General features: G+C 73.3%; 19 protein-coding genes. 12 read left to right on the top strand and 7 right to left on the bottom strand.

Annotated features, from left to right (window positions below):
• Positions 1-33 precede the first annotated feature (33 nt).
• The gene (locus KO717_RS01290) at positions 34-813 is read right to left on the bottom strand and encodes a GntR family transcriptional regulator (protein ID WP_301363872.1); all 780 of its coding nucleotides are present in this window, start codon (positions 811-813) and stop codon (positions 34-36) included.
• A 183-nt stretch (positions 814-996) separates the two neighbouring features.
• Here KO717_RS01290 and KO717_RS01295 point away from each other — a divergent pair, with 183 nt between their 5' ends.
• From KO717_RS01295 to KO717_RS01310, 4 genes are all read left to right on the top strand, one after another.
• Positions 997-1,515 (top strand): MarR family winged helix-turn-helix transcriptional regulator, encoded by a 519-nt coding sequence (locus tag KO717_RS01295; RefSeq protein ID WP_301363874.1) that lies wholly within the window; start codon positions 997-999, stop codon positions 1,513-1,515.
• Between the two features lie 180 nt (positions 1,516-1,695).
• The gene (locus KO717_RS01300; RefSeq protein ID WP_301363875.1) at positions 1,696-2,175 is read left to right on the top strand and encodes a hypothetical protein; all 480 of its coding nucleotides are present in this window, start codon (positions 1,696-1,698) and stop codon (positions 2,173-2,175) included.
• Between the two features lie 80 nt (positions 2,176-2,255).
• The gene (locus KO717_RS01305; RefSeq protein WP_301363876.1) at positions 2,256-3,122 is read left to right on the top strand and encodes an SDR family oxidoreductase; all 867 of its coding nucleotides are present in this window, start codon (positions 2,256-2,258) and stop codon (positions 3,120-3,122) included.
• Positions 3,123-3,338: 216 nt separating this feature from the next.
• Positions 3,339-3,887 carry a DUF1062 domain-containing protein gene (locus tag KO717_RS01310; protein WP_301363877.1) on the top strand — a complete coding sequence of 183 codons (549 nt, stop codon included), beginning with the start codon at positions 3,339-3,341 and terminating at the stop codon, positions 3,885-3,887.
• Positions 3,888-4,110: 223 nt separating this feature from the next.
• Here the strand turns inward: KO717_RS01310 and KO717_RS01315 are convergent, their stop codons facing one another.
• A complete protein-coding gene (locus KO717_RS01315; RefSeq protein ID WP_301363879.1) occupies positions 4,111-5,679 on the bottom strand; it encodes an IucA/IucC family protein in 1,569 nt (522 codons plus the stop codon).
• Between the two features lie 108 nt (positions 5,680-5,787).
• Between KO717_RS01315 and KO717_RS01320 the strand changes: the two genes are divergently transcribed.
• The 3 genes from KO717_RS01320 (at position 5,788) to KO717_RS01330 (ending at position 8,652) form a co-directional block, all read left to right on the top strand.
• Complete coding sequence (locus KO717_RS01320) at positions 5,788-7,302, top strand: IucA/IucC family protein (RefSeq protein ID WP_301363881.1); 1,515 nt, start codon at positions 5,788-5,790, stop codon at positions 7,300-7,302.
• Between the two features lie 58 nt (positions 7,303-7,360).
• Positions 7,361-8,014 (top strand): class I SAM-dependent DNA methyltransferase, encoded by a 654-nt coding sequence (locus tag KO717_RS01325; protein ID WP_301363883.1) that lies wholly within the window; start codon positions 7,361-7,363, stop codon positions 8,012-8,014.
• A gap of 266 nt (positions 8,015-8,280) precedes the next feature.
• Positions 8,281-8,652, top strand: coding sequence for a GNAT family N-acetyltransferase (locus KO717_RS01330; RefSeq protein ID WP_367401571.1), 372 nt, complete (start codon positions 8,281-8,283; stop codon positions 8,650-8,652).
• A 10-nt stretch (positions 8,653-8,662) separates the two neighbouring features.
• Here KO717_RS01330 and KO717_RS01335 read toward each other — a convergent pair whose 3' ends face one another.
• On the bottom strand, positions 8,663-9,859 hold the full coding sequence (locus tag KO717_RS01335) for a cytochrome P450 family protein (protein WP_301363885.1): 1,197 nt from the start codon (positions 9,857-9,859) through the stop codon (positions 8,663-8,665).
• 209 nt (positions 9,860-10,068) lie between these two features.
• On the opposite strand from KO717_RS01335, the gene KO717_RS01340 reads away from it, so the two are divergent.
• A complete protein-coding gene (locus KO717_RS01340; protein WP_301363886.1) occupies positions 10,069-11,592 on the top strand; it encodes an FAD-binding oxidoreductase in 1,524 nt (507 codons plus the stop codon).
• 12 nt (positions 11,593-11,604) lie between these two features.
• Complete coding sequence (locus KO717_RS01345) at positions 11,605-12,846, top strand: trypsin-like serine peptidase (RefSeq protein WP_301363887.1); 1,242 nt, start codon at positions 11,605-11,607, stop codon at positions 12,844-12,846.
• Here the strand turns inward: KO717_RS01345 and KO717_RS01350 are convergent.
• Positions 12,797-13,192: a hypothetical protein gene (locus KO717_RS01350; RefSeq protein ID WP_301363888.1), complete on the bottom strand. Its 396-nt coding sequence runs from the start codon at positions 13,190-13,192 to the stop codon at positions 12,797-12,799. The genes KO717_RS01345 and KO717_RS01350 overlap by 50 nt on opposite strands.
• Positions 13,193-13,322: 130 nt before the next feature.
• Here KO717_RS01350 and KO717_RS01355 point away from each other — a divergent pair, with 130 nt between their 5' ends.
• From KO717_RS01355 to KO717_RS01365, 3 genes are all read left to right on the top strand, one after another.
• Positions 13,323-14,054 carry an alpha/beta fold hydrolase gene (locus KO717_RS01355; protein ID WP_301363889.1) on the top strand — a complete coding sequence of 244 codons (732 nt, stop codon included), beginning with the start codon at positions 13,323-13,325 and terminating at the stop codon, positions 14,052-14,054.
• 214 nt (positions 14,055-14,268) lie between these two features.
• Positions 14,269-15,309, top strand: coding sequence for a serine hydrolase domain-containing protein (locus KO717_RS01360; protein WP_301363890.1), 1,041 nt, complete (start codon positions 14,269-14,271; stop codon positions 15,307-15,309).
• 176 nt (positions 15,310-15,485) lie between these two features.
• Positions 15,486-16,706 carry a beta-ketoacyl-[acyl-carrier-protein] synthase family protein gene (locus KO717_RS01365; protein ID WP_301363891.1) on the top strand — a complete coding sequence of 407 codons (1,221 nt, stop codon included), beginning with the start codon at positions 15,486-15,488 and terminating at the stop codon, positions 16,704-16,706.
• Between the two features lie 167 nt (positions 16,707-16,873).
• Here KO717_RS01365 and KO717_RS01370 read toward each other — a convergent pair whose 3' ends face one another.
• The 3 genes from KO717_RS01370 to KO717_RS01380 all read right to left on the bottom strand — a co-directional run bounded on the left by KO717_RS01370 (position 16,874) and on the right by KO717_RS01380 (position 20,970).
• Positions 16,874-17,884, bottom strand: a complete 1,011-nt coding sequence (locus KO717_RS01370) for a clavaminate synthase family protein (protein WP_301363892.1) — start codon at positions 17,882-17,884, stop codon at positions 16,874-16,876.
• 42 nt (positions 17,885-17,926) lie between these two features.
• The gene (locus KO717_RS01375; RefSeq protein ID WP_301363893.1) at positions 17,927-18,970 is read right to left on the bottom strand and encodes a hypothetical protein; all 1,044 of its coding nucleotides are present in this window, start codon (positions 18,968-18,970) and stop codon (positions 17,927-17,929) included.
• A gap of 164 nt (positions 18,971-19,134) precedes the next feature.
• Positions 19,135-20,970, bottom strand: a complete 1,836-nt coding sequence (locus tag KO717_RS01380; protein WP_301363894.1) for a glycoside hydrolase family 15 protein — start codon at positions 20,968-20,970, stop codon at positions 19,135-19,137.
• Between the last annotated feature and the right edge of the window lie 42 nt (positions 20,971-21,012).

Here is a 21,012-nt window from a genome sequence, read left to right on the forward strand (position 1 = left end):
GGTGTGGCCGAGGCCACAGCGCGGGTCCGGCCGTTACGTGATGCGGAAACCGGTGGTCGCGTGGTCGCGGTCGCGGTGGAAGGTGAGGCGGTCCCAGGTGGGGAAGGCCAGGTCGGTGACGGCCAGCAGCCGCCCGGAGCTGTCGTGCAGGGTGCGGCGCACGGTCAGACCGCAGGCCGGGGCGGTGGACTGCGGGTGGGTGACGCGGGTCATGGTGAGGGTCTCGGCAACCCGGCCGACCGCGGCGGCGCGGTCGAGCCAGCGGTGCAGTGGGACGAGGTCCTGTTCGCGGGCGGTCGCCGTCGCCGCCGCCCGGGGCCGGAGGGCCGCCAGCTCAGGACTCCGCGCGACGGCTCCGGGGCTGAAGTAGGTGACGGCGTCCCGGAGGGTCTCACCGGCCGGTCCGCGTTCGCGGTGGTGATGGACCAGGGTGCGGTCCCCGCCCGCCATGCCGAGGAGCGAGCCGAGCGAGGGCGGGACGGTGACGAAGGTGACCCAGCTCCGGGCCGGCGCACGCCCGGCGGAGGGCGCCGCGGCCGGGACGACGGAGACGGCGGCAAGGGCCGGGACGGCAGGGACGGCGGGGCGGGTGCCGCGGCGGCCGGTGACGACGAGGCCGTCCTCGCGCAGGTACTGGAGGGCAGCCCTGATGGTCTGCCGGTTGACCTGGTAGCGGGCGGCGAGGCTGCGTTCGGACGGCAGTCGGCCGCCGGGAGTGTGCGCGGCGCGGTCGAGATCGCGGCGCAGCGCTGCGGCGATCCGCTGGTACTTGGGCATGGCGGCCTGGCCGCCGCCCCGCGAAGGGGAGGGCATGGCTTCTCCTCTGACGGGTGGTCAAAAACTGCGCGGTCTGCCCGCCCAACGTAGCATTGGTCTATACCTTTCGGTGAGGCCGATCGGGGCACCCGGCCCGGATTGGCCGATTCCGCCCCACGCACCCCCTCAAGGATCCAGACACCTTGACAAGGAAACTGATTAGCCGCCATATTAACTTCCATGACGAGGGACGGCACCGACGGCGAGGCACCCACGCTGGACCAGGCCAGGCGGCAGGTCGAGCACTACGGCCTGGAGGTCGATCCGCAGGCGGTACTGGTCGCGGTGCGCCTGATCTCGGCGGGTGCGCGGGTCGGCCGGGCGGCCGAGGCGCACTTCGCCCGGTTCGGCCTGTCGACGGGGCGCTACCGCCTGCTCGCGGACCTCGAGGACCACGGCGGAGAGAAGTCCCCCTCACACCTCGCCGTCGACCTCGGCGTCTCCAGGGCCACGGTCACCGGCCTGCTGGACGGCCTGGAACGCGAAGGACTGATCGCCCGCCGCCCGTCCACGGAGGACGGCCGGGGCACGGTGGCCGTCCTGACCGCGCGCGGGGCGCAGCGCCTGCGCGACATGGCGCCCGAGCATTTCGGGCGGCTGGAGGCGATGGTGGGCGGGCTTTCGGTCGAGGAGCGCGCGGTGTTCCTGGATCTGCTCGCCCGCGTCGTGCGCGGCAGTGCGGCCCTGGCGGCGGACTGACCCGACCGACAGCCATTTCGGCCCCGCTCCATGGGCAGGGGCCCTTTTTACGCACCAATAGTTAGCCACCTAATTACCTTGACGGAGCAGGTCTGCGGTTGCACCACCGCACCGCACGCACCGCTTCGCTTCCCCGACCTGACCCGGACCGACCAGACCCGACCCGAGAAAGAGGCCAGCATGCCCGCGTCACCGAAGCACAGGACCGGCCCGGACCGAGCAGCCTCCCGTCCGCCCCGTCCGCCCCGACCGTTCGCCCTGTGGCGCGAGGTGCTGACGGCGTACGCCGCGCCCGCGCTGACGGCAGGTGCCGCCGGAGTCGTCACGGGGCAGCGGGACCTGGCCGTGGCCGCCTGCACCTCCATCGCCGGTACCTCGGCCGTGGTGGCGTTCCTGGTCGGCACCTGGCTGCGGCGCGGCGGTCACCCCCGGCGGTGGACCCTCACCATGCCGCGCGGCGTCCTGACCGCCGTACTGGTCATCACCGCCGTCGGTGCGGCGGCCCTTCTGGGGTGGTTCACCGCCCAGTGGCTACCCGCCCACACCCCGGTCCCCGCCACCCCGTGGCTGGAGCGCCTGCGTGTGGACCTCCCCGTCTCCGCGGCCCTCGCCACCACCATCGTCACCCTCCGGTGGCGCAGCACCACCACCACGTCGTAGGCGGCCCGGCGGCGTCCGTCGCCGAGCACTCACAGCCACAGCCACAGCCACAGCCACAGCCACCAAGGAATGAGCACAAGATGATCGTTGTCATGGGAGCGACCGGAGCGACCGGGAACGCCCTGCTCCACAGCCTCGCCGCATCCGGGACGCCCGTACGCGCACTGACCCGTACCCCGCACCGGCCGATCCCCGGCACAGCCGGCGCTCATCAGCCTCCCGCCGAGGTCCGGTACGCCGACGCCGGCGATCCCCACTCCCTGCACACCGCCTTCATGGGCGCCGACCAGCTCTTCCTCGCCATGGCCAACGGCCCCGCACAGGTCGAACTCGAAACCCGCGTCATCGACATCGCCGCACACGCCGGCATCGGACACATCGTCAAGATCTCCGCACCCGCCGCCGAACCCGACTCCCCGGTCGCCGTCTCCCGCGGACACCACGCCGTCGAGGAACACCTGCGCGCCACCGGCCTCACCCACACCATCCTGCGCCCCTACGCGTTCATGCAGAACCTCCTGCGCCTGGCTCCCTCCGTCGCCCAGGGCGTCATCATCGGCACGACGGGCGACGCACCCTGCAACTACATCGACTGCCGCGACATCGGCGACGTCGCGGCCGCCGCCCTCACCCGGACCGACATCGCGGGCGGGACCTACACGCTGACCGGCCCCGAAGCCGTCTCCTACCCCGAACTCGCCGCACGGCTGACCGCCCTGACCGGCCATCGGATCCGCTACGTCGACCTCACGCCGGACGAACTGCGCGACCACCTCATCCGCAACGCCCACATGCCCGCCTGGCTCGCCGACCACGTGACGGAGATCCAGCAACTGTCCGTCACCCGGCCCGAAGTCCCCACCACCACCGTCAGCGACGTCCTGGGCCGCCCGCCCCGCACCCTCGACGCCTTCCTCCACGAGCACCGCGCCCACTTCCACCGCTAGGCCGTCCCTTGCTCTTATGGTCGGGCCGAGGGCGCCGCAAAAACCGGTGGAGCCGCCCCGCTGTGCGCCGTTACCGTGCTGCCGGACAAGTCGTCTAGGCAAGGACGTCCCGTTGTACACCGTGTGAGACCCCCCGAGTGCTGATTCGTCGCGCGTCGCGTCTATGCGCCGCGCTCCTTTCTGCTGCGGTCTTCTCACTGGAACCGGTGTACTTCTGTGCTCAATACCTGGGTGGTCGCTCCCACCTGCCTGCCGCTCGTTCTCCGCCGATGCCACGCGTGCGCGTCCGAGCGCTTCCGGGCGAACGGCAAATTTCGCGTCAACGCCAACCACAAGCTCCTCGACGCCTGGCTCCTCGTGCTCTGCACCACTTGCGGGGACACGGCGAAACTCACGGTCCTGGAGCGGGTGCACGTGCGCTCCGTACGACCCGAGCTGCTGGACCGACTGCATGACAACGACCCGGGCCTGGCAGCCGAACTGCTCCAGGATCCGGTCGTGCGGCGCCGCAATCACATCGCCCTCGACTGGGACGGCGCCTGGCGCCTCGACACCGGCGGATCGGATCACCTGGATCGCGAGGTGATCGACGTCTCGGTCCGCTTCGCGGCGCGGATCCCGGTCCGGCCGGTGCGATTGATCTCTGAGGGGTGCGGTCTTTCGCGGGCCGAGGTCGAGCGGCTGATCACGGACGGGAAGCTCGTGTCGGCGGTCCGGCTGAGCGGCAAGCTCTCCGGGGACTTCACCTTCACGCTCAAGCGCTGACCCCTGCCCGGAGCCAAGGGCCTGTCCGGCGGGATCCGCCGGACAGGCCCTTGGACGGCCCAGGCCGTCTCTTTCGGATCTTGCCGGTCAAGCCCGCGTCGTCTGGTGCCGTGCATCGCAAGGCGGAGGGGCACCCGAGTACTGGACGTACTTGGGCGCCCCGACAACGCGGCGAAGTGCGGTGCCAGGCGGCGAGGGTCAGGCAATATCCGGAAGAGACGGCCTAGCCGCGCAGCGGGTTCGGCAGGGGCAGGTAGCGGGCGTCCGCGCCGTCCGCCCGGGTCCAGCGCAGCAGCAGGTTGGTCTTGCCGGGCAGGGTCGCGGCGGCGAGCAGTTCCGCGATCTCGGGGAGCCCGCGGGTGGCGTCGTAGCGCAGGAACTCCTCGCGTGCGGCCGGCCACAGCAGCGGGGTGATGCCCGGATACCGTCCGGACAGCGCGCCCGCGATCTCCGTCAGGTTGTTGACGACCAGGCAGTAGACCAGGCGCTGCCAGGCATCCGCCCGCGGCAGGTCCGCCGGCAGTTTGACCCCCTCCGCGTCCCGGAAGAGGGCCTGCACCGGCAGGCCGTCCGCGTCGACGGCGACCAGGGTGTTCTGGAGGTGGGCCTCCAGCACGATGCCCTGCCGGGCGAACAGTTCCAGCACCGGCGGCACGACCTGGCGCAGGTACGCCCGCCACCAGCGGACCGGGTCGGTGGTCCGGGACGGCGGGCTTCCGGGGTAGCCCTCGGCGAGCGCGGCTGCCAGCAGCGGGGTGGCTCCGGGCACGGTGTGCGCGTGCAGGCCGTCGCGGACCAGGACGGCGAGCTCTTCGAAGGCGAAGGCGGCGGTGCGGTAGCCGCGGTCGGGGAGCCAGGCCGCGTCCGGTCCGGTCCGGCGCAGGGCGGCGAAGGCGGCCTCGACGGCCGCATCGGTGCGGCGCAGCTTCTGCAGGTCGTGGCGCCACAGCCGGCGCACGTCGTTGGTGATCCGGACGTCGAGGCTGAACTTCACGAAGAGGTCGGCCGCCGGGTCCGGTACGTACAGGGTCCGGATCGAGGCGGTCGGCCAGGCCGGCCGCCGGGTCGCGCCGAGTCGCAGCAGCCGCCCGTCGGCGAAGGCCTCGCGCACCGCGGGCCTCTCGCCGACGAGGTCGAGCTGCCAGGGGTGGGCGGGCAGCAGCCGGTATCCGGCGGGAGCGCGCGGCCCGTCGAGGGCGTCGGCGAGGGCGTCGATCGCGGCGGATGCGGCGGGGCCGCCCTCCTCGGCGGTCTGGTCCTCGCGCAGCCCCAGGAAGACCAGCGGGAAACGGGCGTAGGCCTCGGGCGCGTACGGCAGCCAGCTCCCGGCCGGCGCCCCGCCGCGGGCCTTGGGGGCGGGGTGGTGGGGGTGGCCCATGACCAGGGACTGCTCGGAGAGGAGGTACGGGTCCGCCGGGGGTTCGGCGGTGGCGCGGGCGGCCAGCAGCGCGGCGATCGTGTCGCGGCTGTCGGTGATCTCGACGGGGAGTTCGTCGTTGGGGACTCCGGTGAACCGGCCCAGTTCGTCGGAGACGAGTTTGGCCAGTTCGGTGTGGCTGAGCGGGTGCCAGCCGTCCGCCGTGCGCAGTTCGGGGCGTTCGGGCCGGCGCCCGCCGTGGACGCGGAGCAGCCGCCCGCTGCCGCGCAGCCGGTGGACGCGCAGATCTGTTCCCCTGCCCGCGTCGTATCCCTCGGCGGGGTCGGCCGCCTCCCTGAGCAGGCAGTTCAGGAGCGGGGCGGCGGCGTACGCGTCGGCGGCGGCGTTGAGGTCCACTGGTTCCATTCGGTCCATCCGGTGCGCCGGAGGTTCGCAGGGCGTAACCACCAGTCGTGATCTTCGGTATCCGCAATCATTACTTGATCATCCCGTAAAGCGATATTCCGATGCCGGAGCCTCAGCATGCACCTTTCCCCCTCCCCGGCCGAAGAGGCCGTCGCCGCAGAGCTGGCCGGCGTACGCCCGTCGCTCGGACCCTCGTACGCCGCCGCGCTCGGTGGTGCCCGGGCGGCCGTGCTGACCCGGCTGTGGCGTGCCCTGGCCTACGAGCCCCTGCCCTGGGTCCTCGCCCGCGAGCAGGGGTCCGACGGCCTGGCCCTGCTGCTGGCCGGGGGCGCCCGGCTGGAGGGCCCGCTGCCGGATCCGTACGCGACCGGGCCTTACGTCAGCGAGCTGCTGCTGGACGGCAGGCCCTACCGGCAGGCCGCGCGGCTGGTGGCGGCCCTCGGGGTGCCGCACGGGGAGCAGTTCGCCGCCGAGCTGGACGCCTGTACGGCCTCCCTCGCGCTCTCCCGGGCCGGTCAGCCGCCCGCCGGTGAGGACCCCGCCCCGCTGACCACCTGGGAATGGGAGCAGCGGGTGGTCGACGGGCACCCCTACCACCCGAACTGCCGTTCCCGGCCGGGTTTCTCGGTGGCCGAGCAGCTGGCGTACGCGCCGGAACACCGGCCGGTGGTGGAACTCGGGCTGGTCGCCGTACGGGCCGAGGAATGCCTGGTCACCGGCGACTGGCCGGAGGAGCTGCGGGACGCGGGACGGGTCCTGGTCCCGGTGCACCCGTGGCAGGCGGCGCACGTCCTGAAGCACGAGCGGGTGCGGTCCGGTTTCGCGGCGCACCCGCTGATGGCCCTGCGCACCCTGGCCCCTGCCGACGGCGGGGCGCACGTGAAGACCGCGCTGAGCGCCCGGCTGACCTCGTCCGTGCGGGACATCTCCGTCTACTCCATCGAGACGGCGGCGGCCGTCTCGGCCTTCGCGCAGGGCCTGTCCGAGCGGCTCGACGGCCGGCTGCACATCACCCGCACGCTGGGCGCCACGACCGCGCACAGTCCGGACCTGGCGGCCGTGCTGCGCGAACCGCCGGAGGTGTACGCGGACGCCGCCGCCGGTGAGCGGGTGCTGCCGGTGGCTGCCCTGGCCTCCTTCGGCCCGGCGCGCTCGGCGGCCTGGCGGGCCGAGTTCGCCCGGCTCGCGCTCTCGGTGTGCCTGCAGGTGCTGGAGCTCGGGGTGGCCCTGGAGGCCCACGGTCAGAACCTCCTCGTCGTCCTCTCCCCCGCCGGCGCCCCGCTGCGGCTGGTCTACCGCGACCTCGCCGACATCCGGATCAGCCCCGCCCGGCTGGCCCGGCACGGCCTGCCGGTGCCGCCGCTGTCCGGCAGGCTGGTCACCGACGACGTGACCGTGCTGCGGCGCAAGCTCTTCGGGTCCTTGCTGACGGGGGCGCTAGGGGCCACGGCGGGATCGGCCGGGGCCTTCGCCGAGGCCCTCACGGAGGTGACCGCCCTGCCGGCCACTGCTGATACCGAGGCGCTGCTGACCGGGCCGCTGCCCACCAAGGCGCTCACCCTGATGCGGCTGAGTCCCGGAGTTCCGGGCGATCAGTGGGCGGAACTGCCCAATCCGCTGGTCGGGGGGTGAGCGGGAGCACTCGGCAGGTTTCCCCTCGGAGGGGCTCTGGAGGCTACTGTTCAGGGGCATGACCGAGACCTCGTACCTCAGCTCCGTACGGGCGTCCTACGACGCCGTCGCCGTCGACTACGCGCGGCTGGTCAGCGCCGAGCTGGCCGGAAAGCCGCTGGACCGAGCCATGTTGGCGGCCTTCGCCGAGTACGTGCGCGACGACGCGGGCGGCGGGGGACGGGCGGTGGCCGACCTGGGCTGCGGCCCGGGCCGGGTGACGGCGCATCTGGACGGGATGGGCGTAAGGGTCTTCGGCGTCGACCTGTCCCCGGCGATGGTGGCGGTGGCCCGCCGGACGTACCCGGGGCTGCGCTTCGAGGTGGGGTCGATGGCGGCCCTGGACGTGGCCGACGGGGTCCTGGGCGGGGTGCTGTCCTGGTACTCCACCGTGCACACCCCGCCCTCCGGACTGCCTGCGCTGTTCGCGGAGTTCGCCCGGGTGCTGGCGCCGGGCGGCCACCTCCTGATCGCCTTCAAGGCGGGCGACGACCGGATCCGGCTGGACCACGCGTACGGGCATCCGGTCGACCTCGACGTGTACCGGACCCCGCCGGAGCTGATCGCCGGCCTGCTGGCCGGGGCCGGACTGACCGAGGCGGCCCGCCTGGTCCGTGAGCCCGACCCCGACGAGAAGTCTCCCCAGGGCTTCTTGCTGGCGCGCAAGGGGTAGACCGCCGAGGCCCCGCCCTCGGGGGCCGCTCCGCCGGTGCTGTTGGCTGCCGCCATGGACATCGACGACGTGGTGGCAGCGGGAGCAGGAGCGGAAACGGCGTCGGGGACGGGGGCGGGGGCGGGAGGCCTCGTCCTACGGCGATTCCAGGACGGTGACTCCGTGGCGGAGCTGACCGCCCTGCTCCACCGGGCCTACGCGGACCACGCCGCCGCCGGGCGGGTCTTCTTCGCCTCTTACCAGTCGCCCAGGACACCCGCAATCGGCTGAGCAAGGGCGAGTGCTGGGTCGCGACGTGGGACGGGGTGCTGATCGGCACGGTCACCGTGTCCGCCCCGCACCCCGCACCCAGCGGCTACCCCGCGCCCGAAGGGGCCGGATCCTTCTGGCAACTGGCGGTGGACCCCGCCCGGCGGGGCGGCGGGCTCCGCCGTCGGCTGTCGGCACTCGCGGAGTCGCGGATCGCCGCCCTCGGCTCGGACCACGTCGTCATCGACACCTCGGCGCAGGCCGCCGAACTCGTGGGCTGGTACCGGCGCCGCGGCTACGCCCCCGTCGGCGCGTGGCGGTGGGACGTGACCAACTACGACAGCGTCGTCCTCGCGAAGGACCTGGCACGGCGCGCCGGCACTCCTTAGGATCCGGTGCTCACCAGCGCAGCGGCAGCCGCGTCACGCCCCGCATCAGCGTGCCCGGGAGCCAGTCGGGCGGGCCCGCGTCCGGGTCCCCGGCGAGGTCCGGGAAGCGCTCCAGCAGGGCCCGGACCGCGATGCGGCCCTCCATGCGGGCGAGCGGGGCGCCGAGGCAGAAGTGGATGCCGTGGCCGAAGGCGAGGTGGCCCGGGCCGGAGCGGCGGATGTCGAAGACGTCCGGCCCGGGCTGCGCGAAGCGGGCCGGGTCTCGGTCCGCCGCGGCGAGGGCGACCAGGACGGAGGAGCCGGCCGTGATGGTGACGCCGCCCAGCTCCAGGTCCGCGGCGGCGAAGCGGTACGTGGCGTGCTGGACCGGGCCGTCGTAGCGGAGCATCTCCTCCACCGCCCCGTCGATCAGCCCGTCCGGGTCGGCGCGCAGCGCGGCGAGCTGGAGGGGGTGCGCGAGCAGGGCCCGTACGCCGTTGCCGATCAGGTTGACCGTGGTCTCGTGGCCCGCGACCAGCAACAGGAAGGCCATCCCGATCAGCTCGTCCGGGGAGAGCCGGCCTCCGTCCTCGTCGCGGGTGCGGATCAGGGCGCTGAGCAGGTCATCGCCGGGATCCTGGGCCTTGGCCGCGACGAGTTCGAGAAGGTACGAGGTCATCTCCTCCACGGCCCGGGGGTCCGCGCCCACGCCGTCGAGCGGGGCGACGATCTCCCCGGACCAGTAGCGGAAGCGCTCCCGGTCCAGGCCCGGGACGCCGAGGAGTTCGCAGATGACGGTCATCGGCAGCGGTACGGCGAAGGACGCGATCAGGTCGGCCCGGCGGTCGGGCCGGGCCGCCATCGCATCGAGCAGCTCGTCGGTGATCTGCCGGACGCGCGGGCGCAGGGACTCCACGCGGCGGGCGGTGAACTCCCGGGCCACCAGGCGGCGCAGCCGGGTGTGGTGGGGCGGATCGGTGTCCAGCATGCTGGTGGCGACGGCGGGGACGGGCGTGGTGCTCGTGAACAGCTCGGAGCCGAGCCAGTTCTTCGACAGTCCCGGATGGGCGAGGGCCTGCCGGGCCTCCTCGTGGCCGACGACCAGCCAGGTGCGCTCGCCGCCCAGCACCAGCCGGTGGACGGGGCCGGCGGCGCGCAGCGCGTCGTAGAAGGGGTACGGGTCGGCGTTGAACGCGTCGGCGTGCGCGCTGAGATCCACGAGGGCCATGGGGGCAGCGTACGGCGGCCGTTCGCGGGTCGCGGAACGGATTTTCGGATCACGGGCGCAGATCACGGGGCACGGATCGTGGATGGCGGATCGCGGTACGGCCATAGGACGAACCGAACCGTTTCGGCTGTGCGCCGTTCAGGGGGCACCCCGGTACCTGTGGGACCCGCCTGCACGACTATCGGCCCGGGCGGTGGCAGGAAGGAGGTATGAGCCTCAATCGCCGCCAAGTCCTGGGCAGCGCGGCCGCGGCCGTCCTCGCCACCGTCGGGGCGGCGGCCCGGACCCCGGACTACGGCGCGCTGGCACGCGGCATCGACGGGCGCCTCGTGCTCCCGGGAGACCGGGACTACCCGGAGGCCCGCCGGCTGTTCCAGCCCCGGTACGACACCGTCGCCCCGGCCGCGGTGGCCTATCCCGCGCACGCCGGGGACGTGGCCGTCTGCCTGGACTTCGCCCGCCGTTCGGCCGCGCCCGTGGTCCCGCGCGGCGGCGGGCACAGCTATGCAGGCTGGTCCACGCGATCGGCCGGGCTGGTCGTCGACACCGGGGCCATGGCTGCGGTGTCGGTGGAGGGCGGCGACGGCGGCGACGTACGGATCGGCGCCGGGGCCCGGCTCGGGGACGTGCACGCGGCCCTCGCCGGGCACGGCCGGTCCGTCCCGACCGGGCTGTGTCCCTCCGTCGGCATCGCCGGACTCACCCTCGGCGGCGGCCTGGGCCTGGCCTCGCGGGCGTACGGGACCACCGCCGACCGGCTCACCGGGGCCCGGGTGGTCACCCCCGACGGGATCGTCCGCGAGGTCTCCGCCGACCGGGAACCGGAGCTCTTCTGGGCACTGCGCGGCGGTGGCGGCGGCAACTTCGGCGTGGTCACCGAGTTCCGCTTCCGCACACACCCGGTCGGCGCGTGCGCCTACGCCGAACTCCACTGGCCCGGCGGCGATTCCGCGGCCGTGCTGCGCGGCTGGCAGCGCTGGCTGGCCGGGCTGCCGGACCCGTTCTGGAGCCAGGTGGAGTTCACCGTCGAGGTAGGTGCCGGGGCCGGGGCACCCCCCGCGGTGCGGGTGGTGTGCCTCGACGGGCGCCAGGAGCTGGAGCGGCAGTTGACCCGGCTGTCCGACCTGGTCGGCGGGGCGCCGCGGGACAGCTGGATCGCCGTGCGGAGCCACGAGGACACCGTCCGGGCCATGTCGGGCTGTCCGGAGCTGAGCCCCGCGCAGTGCCGGCTGCCGGGCTCGCTGCCGGGCCGGGACCCGCAGGGACGGCTCGGCCGGGACTCGTACGCCGCACGCTCCGACTTCTGGGCGGGCGGCGGGCTGCCGGACGCGGCGATCGGCGCGGTCCTGGACGCCGTGCGGCGGTACGGGGCGAGCGTGCCCCGGGGCGGCCTGGGCGTGGTCCAGTTCGACGGGGTCTGCGGCGGTGCGGTGAACCGCGTCCCGGCAGGCTCCACCGCCTTCGTGCACCGCGACAGCGCCTTTCTCGCCCAGTACCTCGTCTACTGGCCCGAATCCGCACCGGCCGCCGAGGTGGCCCGGCACCAGGCCTGGCTCGACGGGCTCTGGCAGGGCCTGCGCCCCTGGGCGAGCGGCCGCGCCTACCAGAACTACACCGACCCCGAGCTCACGGGCTGGCGCGAGGCCTACTACGGCCCGAACCTCGCGCGCCTCCAGGAGGTCCGGCGTGCCTACGACCCGGACCGGCTCTTCCGTTTCCCCCAGGCCCTTTAGGGAGTGTCCGGCATGCGACGTACGTTGACGATGGCCGTGGTGGCGGCCGCCCTGCTGGCGCCGGCAGGGCCGCTGTCCGTGGCCGCGGCCGGGAGCGTTGCCGCCCCGGTGGCCGTCGGCCGCTGGTCGGCGCGCGAGGCGCAGTCGTTCTGGACCGCCGAACGGATGGCCTCCGCCGCCCCGTTGCCGCCCGTGCCGCCCGAACTCGTGGATCCCGCACCGCCCGGGCTGCCCGAACCGCCGGAGCCGGCCGAACCCGCCGAGCCCGTCGAACCCGCCGAGCCCGCCGAACCGGCCGAGCCCGTCGAGCCCGTCGAGGAGATCCCGGTCGCCACGCCGACCCCCGTCGTGACAGGGCTCCCGGTGCCGTCCGCAACCCCGGCCGCCACACCCACGCCCGCACCCGCTCCCACACGCACACCTGGTGCCGTTCCTACGCCCACCCGCGCGCCATCGGCTCCGACTCCGTCTCCAGCTACGCTTCCGGCCCCGGCACGCCCGGCCGTTCCGCGGCTGCCGGCCCTCACTCCCGGCGTCGGGCAGAACTTCGACGGCATCCCGGTCGCCGGCCGGATGTACCTCGTCAAGGGGGGCGGGGCATACTTCTGCACCGCGAGCGTGGTCTCCTCCCCCGGCCGCAACCTGGTGCTCACCGCGGCGCACTGCCTGCTCGGCTCCGACACCCAGCAGGTGGCCTTCGTACCGCAGTACACGCGGGCGAAGCCGCAGCCGTACGGCATGTTCCCGGTCCTGCGGGACGCGGGCGGGCGCTCCAAGATCTGGATCGACCCGCGCTACCGCTCCCAGGGCGTCGACCGCGCGGCCGCCCTCGACGTGGCCTTCGCCCAGGTGGGTCCGGACGCACGCGGCTTCCCGGTCGAGGCGGTGGTCGGCGGGAACCGGCTGGTGACCGGCGCCGGTTACGCACACGCGCGGGTCACGTTGATCGGCTACCCGGCCTCCGCCGCCCGGCCGCGCGTGTGCGTCAACCGGACGACGAAGTTCACCAGTGCCGACGCACGGATCCCGGGATCGTTCCTGCGGATCAACTGCACCGGCTATCCCGGCGGGACCAGCGGCGGTCCGTTCGTGACCGGCTACGACGCGCGCACCGGGACCGGTGACGTGGTGGGGGTCATCGGGGGCTGGAAGACCGGCGGGGACAAGGCCGACACCTCGTACAGCTCCTACTTCGGCGCGGACATCAGGAAGTTGTACGAGAAGGCGGTTGCCGGGGCGAGGGCGCTGCGGTGAGCACCCGCACCCAGCGGGTCCGGCGCGGGTTGCCGACCGTACGCGGTGTCACCGGAAGCCCGTCGCCGCTCAGCGGGTCGGCGGGCGCGAGGCCGAGCCGGCGGCGCAGGTCGGCGAGGGCCGCGTGGACGGGCGCGAGGACCACCTCGGCGCCCGGGTCGACGGACGCGAGGGCGTGTGCGGTGGTCTCGATCGCCTCGGCGGCGTCCTCGGCGGCGGTCCGGCTCCAGCCGCCGGGCACGCCGGTTCCCCAGGGTGCGACGGTGTCGTAGAGGTGGCAGGCGGCATCGGCCACGGCGTCGGCCCGTTCACCGACGCCCGGCGCCGCGATGGTCGGCAGTTCCATGCCGGGTCAACGAGCCGATACCGCCCGGGGTACGTACGGGCGGACACCGAGGTGCTGAGGGGCGGTCTCGGCGGCGTGGACAGCCCGTCGGTAGAGTCGGTCCGCAGAGCACGCGGATCCGGGGGGACTCATGACGGCTACGGATGCACCACCCATCGTCTTCGTACACGGGACGCGGTTCAGCGCGGGTCAGTGGAGCCCACAGCTCACGGCGCTCCGGGAAGACTTCCGCGTGACCGCCGTCGACCTGCCAGGCCACGGCACGCGCTCCGCTCAGCCCTGGAGTCTGGACGCGGCGACGGAGATCATCTCTTCCGCGGTGGACTCGCTCGACCGCGGACCCGCTCTGGTCGTCGGGCACTCGCTGGGCGGATACGCCTCGCTGGAGTTCGCGCGACGCTGCCCGGAGCAGTTGCGGGGGCTGGTTCTTGCGGGGGCCAGCGCGGCGACGACCGGTCCGTGGTCCATGCCGTATCGGTGGATCGCCGGGCTTGTCCCTCGCCTGCCGGCGGACCGGTTGGCCCGCTGGAACGACAGGTTCCTTCGCCGGCTCTACCCGCCCGAGGTGGTCGGCGCCACCATCCGCGCCGGCTACGCCTTCCATGCTCTGCCGGCCGCCTGGGGTGAGGTGCTGGGCCGCTTCGACGCGGATGCGATGCGCCATGTGTCGGCTCCCGTGCTCATCCTGAACGGCGAGAAGGACCCCGTCTTCCGGTCCGGCGAGAGGGACTTCGTACGGGCTCATCCGCACGCCCGTATCGAGCTCATCCCGCGGGCGAGACACCTCGCGAACTTCGACGATCCGGATGCTTTCACGGATGCCGTCCGCCGCTTCGCCCTGCAGATACCTGCCCGCACCTGACCGCGCGCCCCGGCAGGGGCCTTACGGGCGTTTGTCCGGTGATCGGATGATCGACACAGGTGCAGGGCACACCGCTCCTCCTGGGTCCGCGGTCGGGGCGGCGCGTACGGGGCACGCGACCGCTGTGCCGTACTGCTCAGGTCGCAGTGCCGAGGCCGGAAATCATCATCAGGGCGCACCGGCCGGAAGGGGGGAGGCCGCCATGATGTCCGTCATGGCACAAGAACTCGCATCGCTCGCCCAGCAGACCGCCGACCGGCTGGCCGAGCAGCACGTCGGCGTGGTGGTGGCCGCGGTGGCGGATGACCTCGTGGAGATACGGGGTGCCGGAAGCACCGGCGCGAACCACGGGGATGTCCCCGGCCCCGGCACCCTGTTCGAAATCGGCTCGGTTACCAAGGCCTTCACCGCCCTGGCCCTGGCGCGCCTGGCATCCGCCGGCACGGTGGGCCTGGACGAGCCGCTCGCCGATCTGCTGCCCGCCGGGACGGCCGTTCCGTCACGGGAGGGCCGTCCGATCTCCCTGCAGCATCTGGCCACCCACACCTCCGGCCTGCCGCGACTGCCGAAGGGCATGCTGCTCCAGGCTCTGCTGCGCCCGTCGAAGCCGGATCCGTACGCCGGCTGCACGGCCGACGTCCTGCTGTCCGGGCTGGCCCGGACCCGTCTGGGGGCCACTCCGGGGAAACGGTTCCGGTACTCCAACCTCGGAGCCGGACTGCTGGGGCTGGCCCTCGCACGCCGGGCAGGCACGGAGTACGAAACCCTCATCACCCGTGAGATCTGCGCCCCCTTGGGCATGGCCGACACCGTCGTGACGGTGGACGCCGCCCGCTCGGAACGCTCGGCGCAGGGCCACGCCCGCCGCGGGCGCCCCGCCGCACCGTGGCGCCTCGCCGACCTGGCGGGAGCGGGAGGCCTGCATTCGACCGCGACCGACCTGGTGGCCTTCGTACGGGCCCAGCTGGACGGCGGCCCCGCCGAGCTCGCCGAGGCGATCCGCCTGAGCCGTGCGGTCGAGTACCGCAGGAGCCCCTTCGCCCGGGTGCACCTCGGCTGGATGGCCCACCGCCTGCACCCCCGGCAGGGCGCCCATCTCCAGATCTGGCACAACGGAGGAACAGGGGGCTTCTCCTCCTTCGTCGGGTTCGACCCGGAGAAACGGCTCGCCGTCATCGCCCTCGGCAACACGCGGCGTCCGGTGGACGGCCCTGCCTTCGACCTCCTGCGCACCCTGCAGGCAGAGCGTGCCTGACGGTGGTCGCGGCCTGGGCGGCCGTGGTCCTTAAGGGCTGCCCGCCATGACCGAACCCTACAAATTCATGATCACGAATCGATTGATCATCTCGCTCATGAACCGGCCCCCCGCTTGACACAGTGGTGACACAGCCAGTCCGACCGACTGTGAGATCACCACAAGGGGGAACCGTCATGGGTACGGGCATCACCGGAGTTGCCGTCACCGGCCTGGGGGCCACCACCCCGCTCGGCGGCGACGCGGAGACCACCTGGCAGGCAATGCTGCGCGGCGAGAACGGAATCCGCGCCATCGAGGAGGAGTGGGCCGCGTCCCTCCCCGTGCGCATCGCCGGGCGGGTGCGGGAGGATCCGGCCGGGGTGCTGGACCGGGTGCAGGCGCGGCGCCTGGACCGCTGCGAGCAGCTCGCGCTGGTGGCCGCCCGCGAGGCATGGGCGGACGCGGGGCGGCCGCAGGTGGATCCGGAGCGGCTCGCCGTGGTCATCGGCACCGGGACCGGCGGGGCGCTGACCCTGCTCGGGCAGGACGACGTCCTGGAGGCCTCCGGCGTGCGCAAGGTCTCCCCGCACACCGTTCCGATGCTGATGGCCAACGGCCCGGCGGCCTGGGTGTCCATCGAGCTCGGCGCACGCGGCGGCGCGCACACCCCGGTCAGCGCCTGTGCCTCCGGCGGGGAAGCCCTGTCGCTCGCCCTGGACCTGATCCGGCTCGGACGGGCCGACGTGGTGGTGGCCGGCGGTACGGAGGCCTGTGTGCACCCGCTGCCGCTGGCCGGGTTCGCGCAGGCCAAGGCCCACTCGACGCGCAACGACGACCCGGCGGGGGCCTCCCGCCCCTTCGACACCGGCCGCGACGGCTTCGTGATCGGCGAGGGCGCCGGGCTGGTGGTCCTGGAGCGGGCGGAGTTCGCGGCCGCGCGCGGGGCGCGGGTGTACGCACGGCTGGCGGGGGCGGGGGTGACCTCGGACGCCCACCACATCACCGCCGCCCACGCGCCGGGACAGGTACGGGCGATACGGACGGCGCTGGCCTCGGCCGGGCTCGCCCCCGCCGACGTCGCGCTCGTGTACGCGCATGCGACGTCGACGCAGGCGGGGGACCTGGTGGAGGCACGGTCGATCGCCGAGGCGGTGGGTACGCACGCCGCGGTGACGGCGACCAAGTCCATGACGGGGCACCTGTTCGGGGCGGCGGGCGCGGTGGGGGCCGTCGCGGCGGTGCGGTCGGTGTACGAGGGGGTGGTCCCGGCGACCCGCAACCTGGAGTCCCCGGACCCAGAGGTCGGCCTGGACGTGGTCGCGGGCGGCTCCCGCCGGATGCCGGTGCCCGCCGCGCTGGCGAACGCCTTCGGCTTCGGCGGCCACAATGCCGCCCTGCTCTTCACCTCCGCCTGACCGCATCCCCGGCCGGCGCCCGTCCGGCCTGCGCACGGCTTACGCCCAGTGCCGCGAGAAGGGTGTGGAGGCTGTGACGCGGTCCGAGGGCACGGCCCACCGGCTGGAGCGGTACACGATCGATTTCGGCCGGAAGTCCCGGAGCAGGCGGGGAGGCCGGACGCCGGTCAGCGGGCGAGTACGTGGCCGTCGTCGGGGCGGTGGTCACGCGAGCGCCGCAGGTCGGTGGTGACGTACGTGCGTTGGAGCCAGCGGTCCGCTCCGTCGTAGCGGGGGTGGAAGGCGGTGCGGCCGTGGACGGTGACGCGGTTGTCGATGACGACCAGGTCGCCCGGATTCAGGCGCAGGGTGCGGGCGGTCGCCTCGCAGGCACGGCCGAATTCGGTCAGCGCTTCGGCGGCCCGAGGGGTGAGCGGGGTGGTGACGAGTTGGGCCATCCTGATGTCGGGGTCCTCGACCGCTCCCGACAGCACCGGTCGGGGCTCGGCGCCGGACTCGCCCGCGGCGGCGTCGGGGCCGAAGGAAGGCGGTGGTGTGGTGATGAACTCCGGTGCGAACAGGGCCTGGCGACTGGCCGGAGTGAGGAGCGGCAGCGCCCGGCGGATGCCGGCGACGCGCATGCCGGCGGTCCGGTCGTGGTCGGCGCGCAGGCACAGGAAGATCACGTAGTCGGGTGGGTGGGGGTGGAAGCCGTTCTCGGTGTGGAAGGACAGCGGCACCGATCCGGCGTTGCCGTGGAAGCTCTCCTGCCCTGGCACGGGTACGACGTCCTGCACGAGGGCGCCGGATTTCTCGGCCCGGTAGGCGAGCGGCTCGCCGAGCCCGCAGGCCACCATGGTGAGCACCGCGGCCGGGACGGTGGCGCGGCGCTGGACCGAGCCGGGTACGGACGGTGTCGCGGGCAGCGCCGCCTGGTCGACGGGCAGGCCGCCGATCACCAAGGTGCCGTGCGGGCCGGAGTGCCTTCGAAAGCGGCGTACCCCGCGGCGCAGCGGTAACGGAAGGTCATCCGAGGCGTCCCGGGCCCGGGCCACCCACTCGGGGTCGTCGACCCGGTCGTGCTCGCCGGTGCACAGGGCGCGGGCCAGTCGCCCGCACGCGTCGGCATCGGCCGGGTCGAGTGCCCAGTCGGCGGCGACGGCAGGGCTTCGGGTGGTGCCGGGCGTCGTCTCGGGCATCAGGATCTCCTGCCGGAGGTGGGAACGGGCGGACAGGCGGACTCACGAGTGGCGCAGGCGGGCCACGGAGTCGGCGACGTAGTGGTCCCCGAATCGGATCAGGGATGCGTACTGGGCCGCGCGGCGATGGCGCATGAGCCGTAGTTCGGCGACGGCGTTGTCGGGGCCTTCGGGCTTCTGAGCGATGGAACGCCGCAGATGCACCATCGAGTACGCGAGGGTGACGTGCCGTTCACCGTCCACGATGTCGGCTTCCAGGAGCGCACCCCGTGCCTCGGCCAGCTCCGGGGCGCGGGCCGCCAACTGTTCGTAAGAGTCGGGTACCACGGACAGCAGGTCCTTCATCGCCGCCCGGAACAGCTTGTAGCCGCGGTGCTGGCGGCCGCTCAGCGGGACGTCCACCGACGGGGGCGCCATGGTCTGGCGTATCGCCGCCATGTAGTAGTCGGCCGGGACCGTGCTCGCGTGGGTCATGGCCGCCGGGAAGCCCCGTACGTACGTCGTCGCGTCCGCCAGCCGCGACAGAGCGGCCTCGCCGTCGCCGTGCCGTAGGTGGCGGGTGGCGTCGGCCACGGCGACCGCGGCGCAGATGTTGAACAGGACGTGGACCTGGTGCCCGATGAGCCACCGGGCACTCCACACGCTCTCCATCGACGCCCCCGCGGCAGGCTCGGGGACGGCCACCAGCTGGATGGAGTCGGGGTCGGCGCCCGGCGCCGCGCCGGTGAGGTCGAGCACCGCCTGCCGCATCCCGGCCGCCTCCAGCGCCAGGTCGGAGCCCGACAGCGGGGCCTCGCACAGGTCTTCCAGACCGCGGTGGACGACCAGGACCCCGTGCAGGGCGGCCTGCTGATCCGACAGCTCCCGCTCGCGGACCCGGAAGAACGACTGACTGGTCGACTCCGCCGGCAGTGCCTCACCGGCGACGGCCGGAGCCAGAGCCGACAGCGCGGCCACCAACTCGCCGGCAGCCGCGGCGGCCTGCCGCAGGGCGAGGTTCCGCTCGACGGGTCTGGCGTGGGTCGGCAGCCCGCCCAGCACGCGCGCGGTCCGCTCCGCCTCGGCATCTACCTGTGGGCCCAGCACCGGGACGGACCGCCCGCCTCGGGGCTCACGGAAAACGGCAACAGCTGGATGACCGGCGACCGGCGATAAGCCCATGGTGGAAGTACTTCGCCAAGAACACCCCGCACGAAACCTGATCTTCAAGATCACTACAGGGGCCGTGCCGGCCCGGCGGTGATGCTATGTCAGCCGAGCGCGCGGTCGAGGTTGAAGGCGGCGCTGATCAGCGAGAGGTGGGTGAAGGCCTGGGGGAAGTTGCCCAGTTGTTCTCCGGTCGGGCCGATCTCCTCCGCGAACAGGCCGAGGTGGTTGGCGTAGGTGAGCATCTTCTCGAAGGCGAGCCGGGCCTCCTCCAGCCGGCCTGCGCGGGCCAGCGCCTCCACGTACCAGAACGAGCAGATCGAGAAGGTGCCCTCGGGGCCGTGCAGGCCGTCCGGGCTGGCGGTCGGGTCGTAGCGGTACACCAGCGAGTCGGAGACCAGATCGGTGGTGAGCGCGTCCAGGGTGGAGAGCCACTTGGGGTCGGTGGGCGAGACGAACTTGGCCATCGGCATCATCAGCAGCGAGGCGTCCAGCACGTGGTCGTCCAGTCCCTGGACGAACGCCCCTCGCTCGGCCGACCAGCCGCGCCGCATGATCTGCCGGTAGATCGCGTCCCGGGATTCCCGCCAGCGGTTCAGGTCCGCCGGCAGACCGCGGCGGTTCGCCATGCGCATCGCGCGCTCCAGTGCCACCCAGCACATCAGCCGCGAGTACACGAAGTTCCGCCGGCCCGCTCTGGTCTCCCACACCCCCTCGTCAGGCTGGTCCCAGTGCTCGCACAGCCAGTCCACCACGGCGCCGACCTGGTCCCAGCGGTCACTGCTGATCGGCTGCCCCCACTTGTCGTAGAGGTAGACCGAGTCGATCAGCGCACCGTAGATGTCCAGCTGGAGCTGGCCGGTGGCCGCGTTGCCCACCCGGACCGGTGCGGAGCCGAGGTATCCCTCCAGGTGCGGAAGCTCGTATTCGGGCAGGTCGGTGCGCCCGTCGATGCCGTACATGATCTGCAACGGACCGGTCTGCCCCTTGCCCCGCAGGACGCCGCGCTCGGCGATGAACCCCATGAACGCCTCGGCCTCGGAGGTGAACCCGAGGCGCAGCATCGCGTAGACGCAGAAGGCGGCGTCGCGGACCCAGACGTAGCGGTAGTCCCAGTTGCGCTCGCCGCCGATCTGCTCGGGCAGGCTGGTGGTCGGTGCGGCGACGATCGCACCGGTCGGCGCGTAGGTGAGCAGTTTCAGCACCAGCGCGGAGCGGTTCACCATCTCCCGCCACCGCCCGTGGTAGCGGGAGCGGGCCAGCCAGTGGCGCCAGAACCGGACGGTCGCCTCGGCCTGCTCCTGCGCCTCGGCGCGCGGGCACGCCCGGGGCGGGACGTCGTCGCCGATCTGGTCGAGGGCGAACACGTGGGACTCTCCCTCGATGAGCTTGAAGTGCGACCACACGTCCGGTCCATCGGCTTCCAGGGGTGCGGTGGCGGTCAGCGCGAGCGCCAGTGAAGGGGAGCGGAACACCGCTGTGTGGCCTTCGAGGTGCGTGGTGTGCGCTTCGGCGCCGTAGCCGAAGCGGGGGGCGATCCGCGCCCTGAACGGGAGGGTCCCGCGGACGCAGATCACCCGCCGGATCAGCCGGTGCCGGGCCGCCTCGCGGGACTCGTCGACCACGGGCATGAAGTCCTGGATCTCCGCGACCCCGTCCGCGGCGAAGAATCGCGTGATCAGCACGTTCGTGTCGGGGAAGTAGAACTGCCTGGTGCGGGTCGGGACGTCGGCGGCCAGCTCGAACGACCCGCCCCGGTCGGCGTCGAGGATGGCCCCGAAGACGCTGGGCGCGTCGAAGCGCGGGCAGCAGTACCAGTCGATGGTGCCGTTCGTGCCGACCAGGGCGGTCGTACGGAGATCACCGATCAGGCCGTGGTCGGAGATCGGGATGTAACGGCCGCCGGCCGCCTGTTCCAAACCGGTCGTGTCGAACGCCATGCGGGCCTCCCTGCCGCTGCGGCCCGGACCAGGAGATGAAGC

The sequence above is a fragment of the Streptomyces xanthophaeus genome, from assembly GCF_030440515.1.
In the GTDB taxonomy this organism is placed as follows: domain Bacteria; phylum Actinomycetota; class Actinomycetes; order Streptomycetales; family Streptomycetaceae; genus Streptomyces; species Streptomyces kutzneri.

Bases quoted from the DNA above. Each gene is read 5' to 3' on its own strand.
- KO717_RS01380 (WP_301363894.1), bottom strand. From the start codon at position 20,970: ATGGCGTTCGACACGACCGGTTTGGAACAGGCGGCCGGCGGCCGTTAC.
- KO717_RS01370 (WP_301363892.1), bottom strand. From the start codon at position 17,884: ATGCCCGAGACGACGCCCGGCACCACCCGAAGCCCTGCCGTCGCCGCC.
- KO717_RS01295 (WP_301363874.1), top strand. From the start codon at position 997: ATGACGAGGGACGGCACCGACGGCGAGGCACCCACGCTGGACCAGGCC.
- KO717_RS01300 (WP_301363875.1), top strand. From the start codon at position 1,696: ATGCCCGCGTCACCGAAGCACAGGACCGGCCCGGACCGAGCAGCCTCC.
- KO717_RS01365 (WP_301363891.1), top strand. From the start codon at position 15,486: ATGGGTACGGGCATCACCGGAGTTGCCGTCACCGGCCTGGGGGCCACC.
- KO717_RS01315 (WP_301363879.1), bottom strand. From the start codon at position 5,679: ATGGACCGAATGGAACCAGTGGACCTCAACGCCGCCGCCGACGCGTAC.
- KO717_RS01290 (WP_301363872.1), bottom strand. From the start codon at position 813: ATGCCCTCCCCTTCGCGGGGCGGCGGCCAGGCCGCCATGCCCAAGTAC.
- KO717_RS01355 (WP_301363889.1), top strand. From the start codon at position 13,323: ATGACGGCTACGGATGCACCACCCATCGTCTTCGTACACGGGACGCGG.
- KO717_RS01305 (WP_301363876.1), top strand. From the start codon at position 2,256: ATGATCGTTGTCATGGGAGCGACCGGAGCGACCGGGAACGCCCTGCTC.
- KO717_RS01340 (WP_301363886.1), top strand. From the start codon at position 10,069: ATGAGCCTCAATCGCCGCCAAGTCCTGGGCAGCGCGGCCGCGGCCGTC.
- KO717_RS01360 (WP_301363890.1), top strand. From the start codon at position 14,269: ATGGCACAAGAACTCGCATCGCTCGCCCAGCAGACCGCCGACCGGCTG.
- KO717_RS01320 (WP_301363881.1), top strand. From the start codon at position 5,788: ATGCACCTTTCCCCCTCCCCGGCCGAAGAGGCCGTCGCCGCAGAGCTG.
- KO717_RS01345 (WP_301363887.1), top strand. From the start codon at position 11,605: ATGCGACGTACGTTGACGATGGCCGTGGTGGCGGCCGCCCTGCTGGCG.
- KO717_RS01350 (WP_301363888.1), bottom strand. From the start codon at position 13,192: ATGGAACTGCCGACCATCGCGGCGCCGGGCGTCGGTGAACGGGCCGAC.
- KO717_RS01325 (WP_301363883.1), top strand. From the start codon at position 7,361: ATGACCGAGACCTCGTACCTCAGCTCCGTACGGGCGTCCTACGACGCC.
- KO717_RS01335 (WP_301363885.1), bottom strand. From the start codon at position 9,859: ATGGCCCTCGTGGATCTCAGCGCGCACGCCGACGCGTTCAACGCCGAC.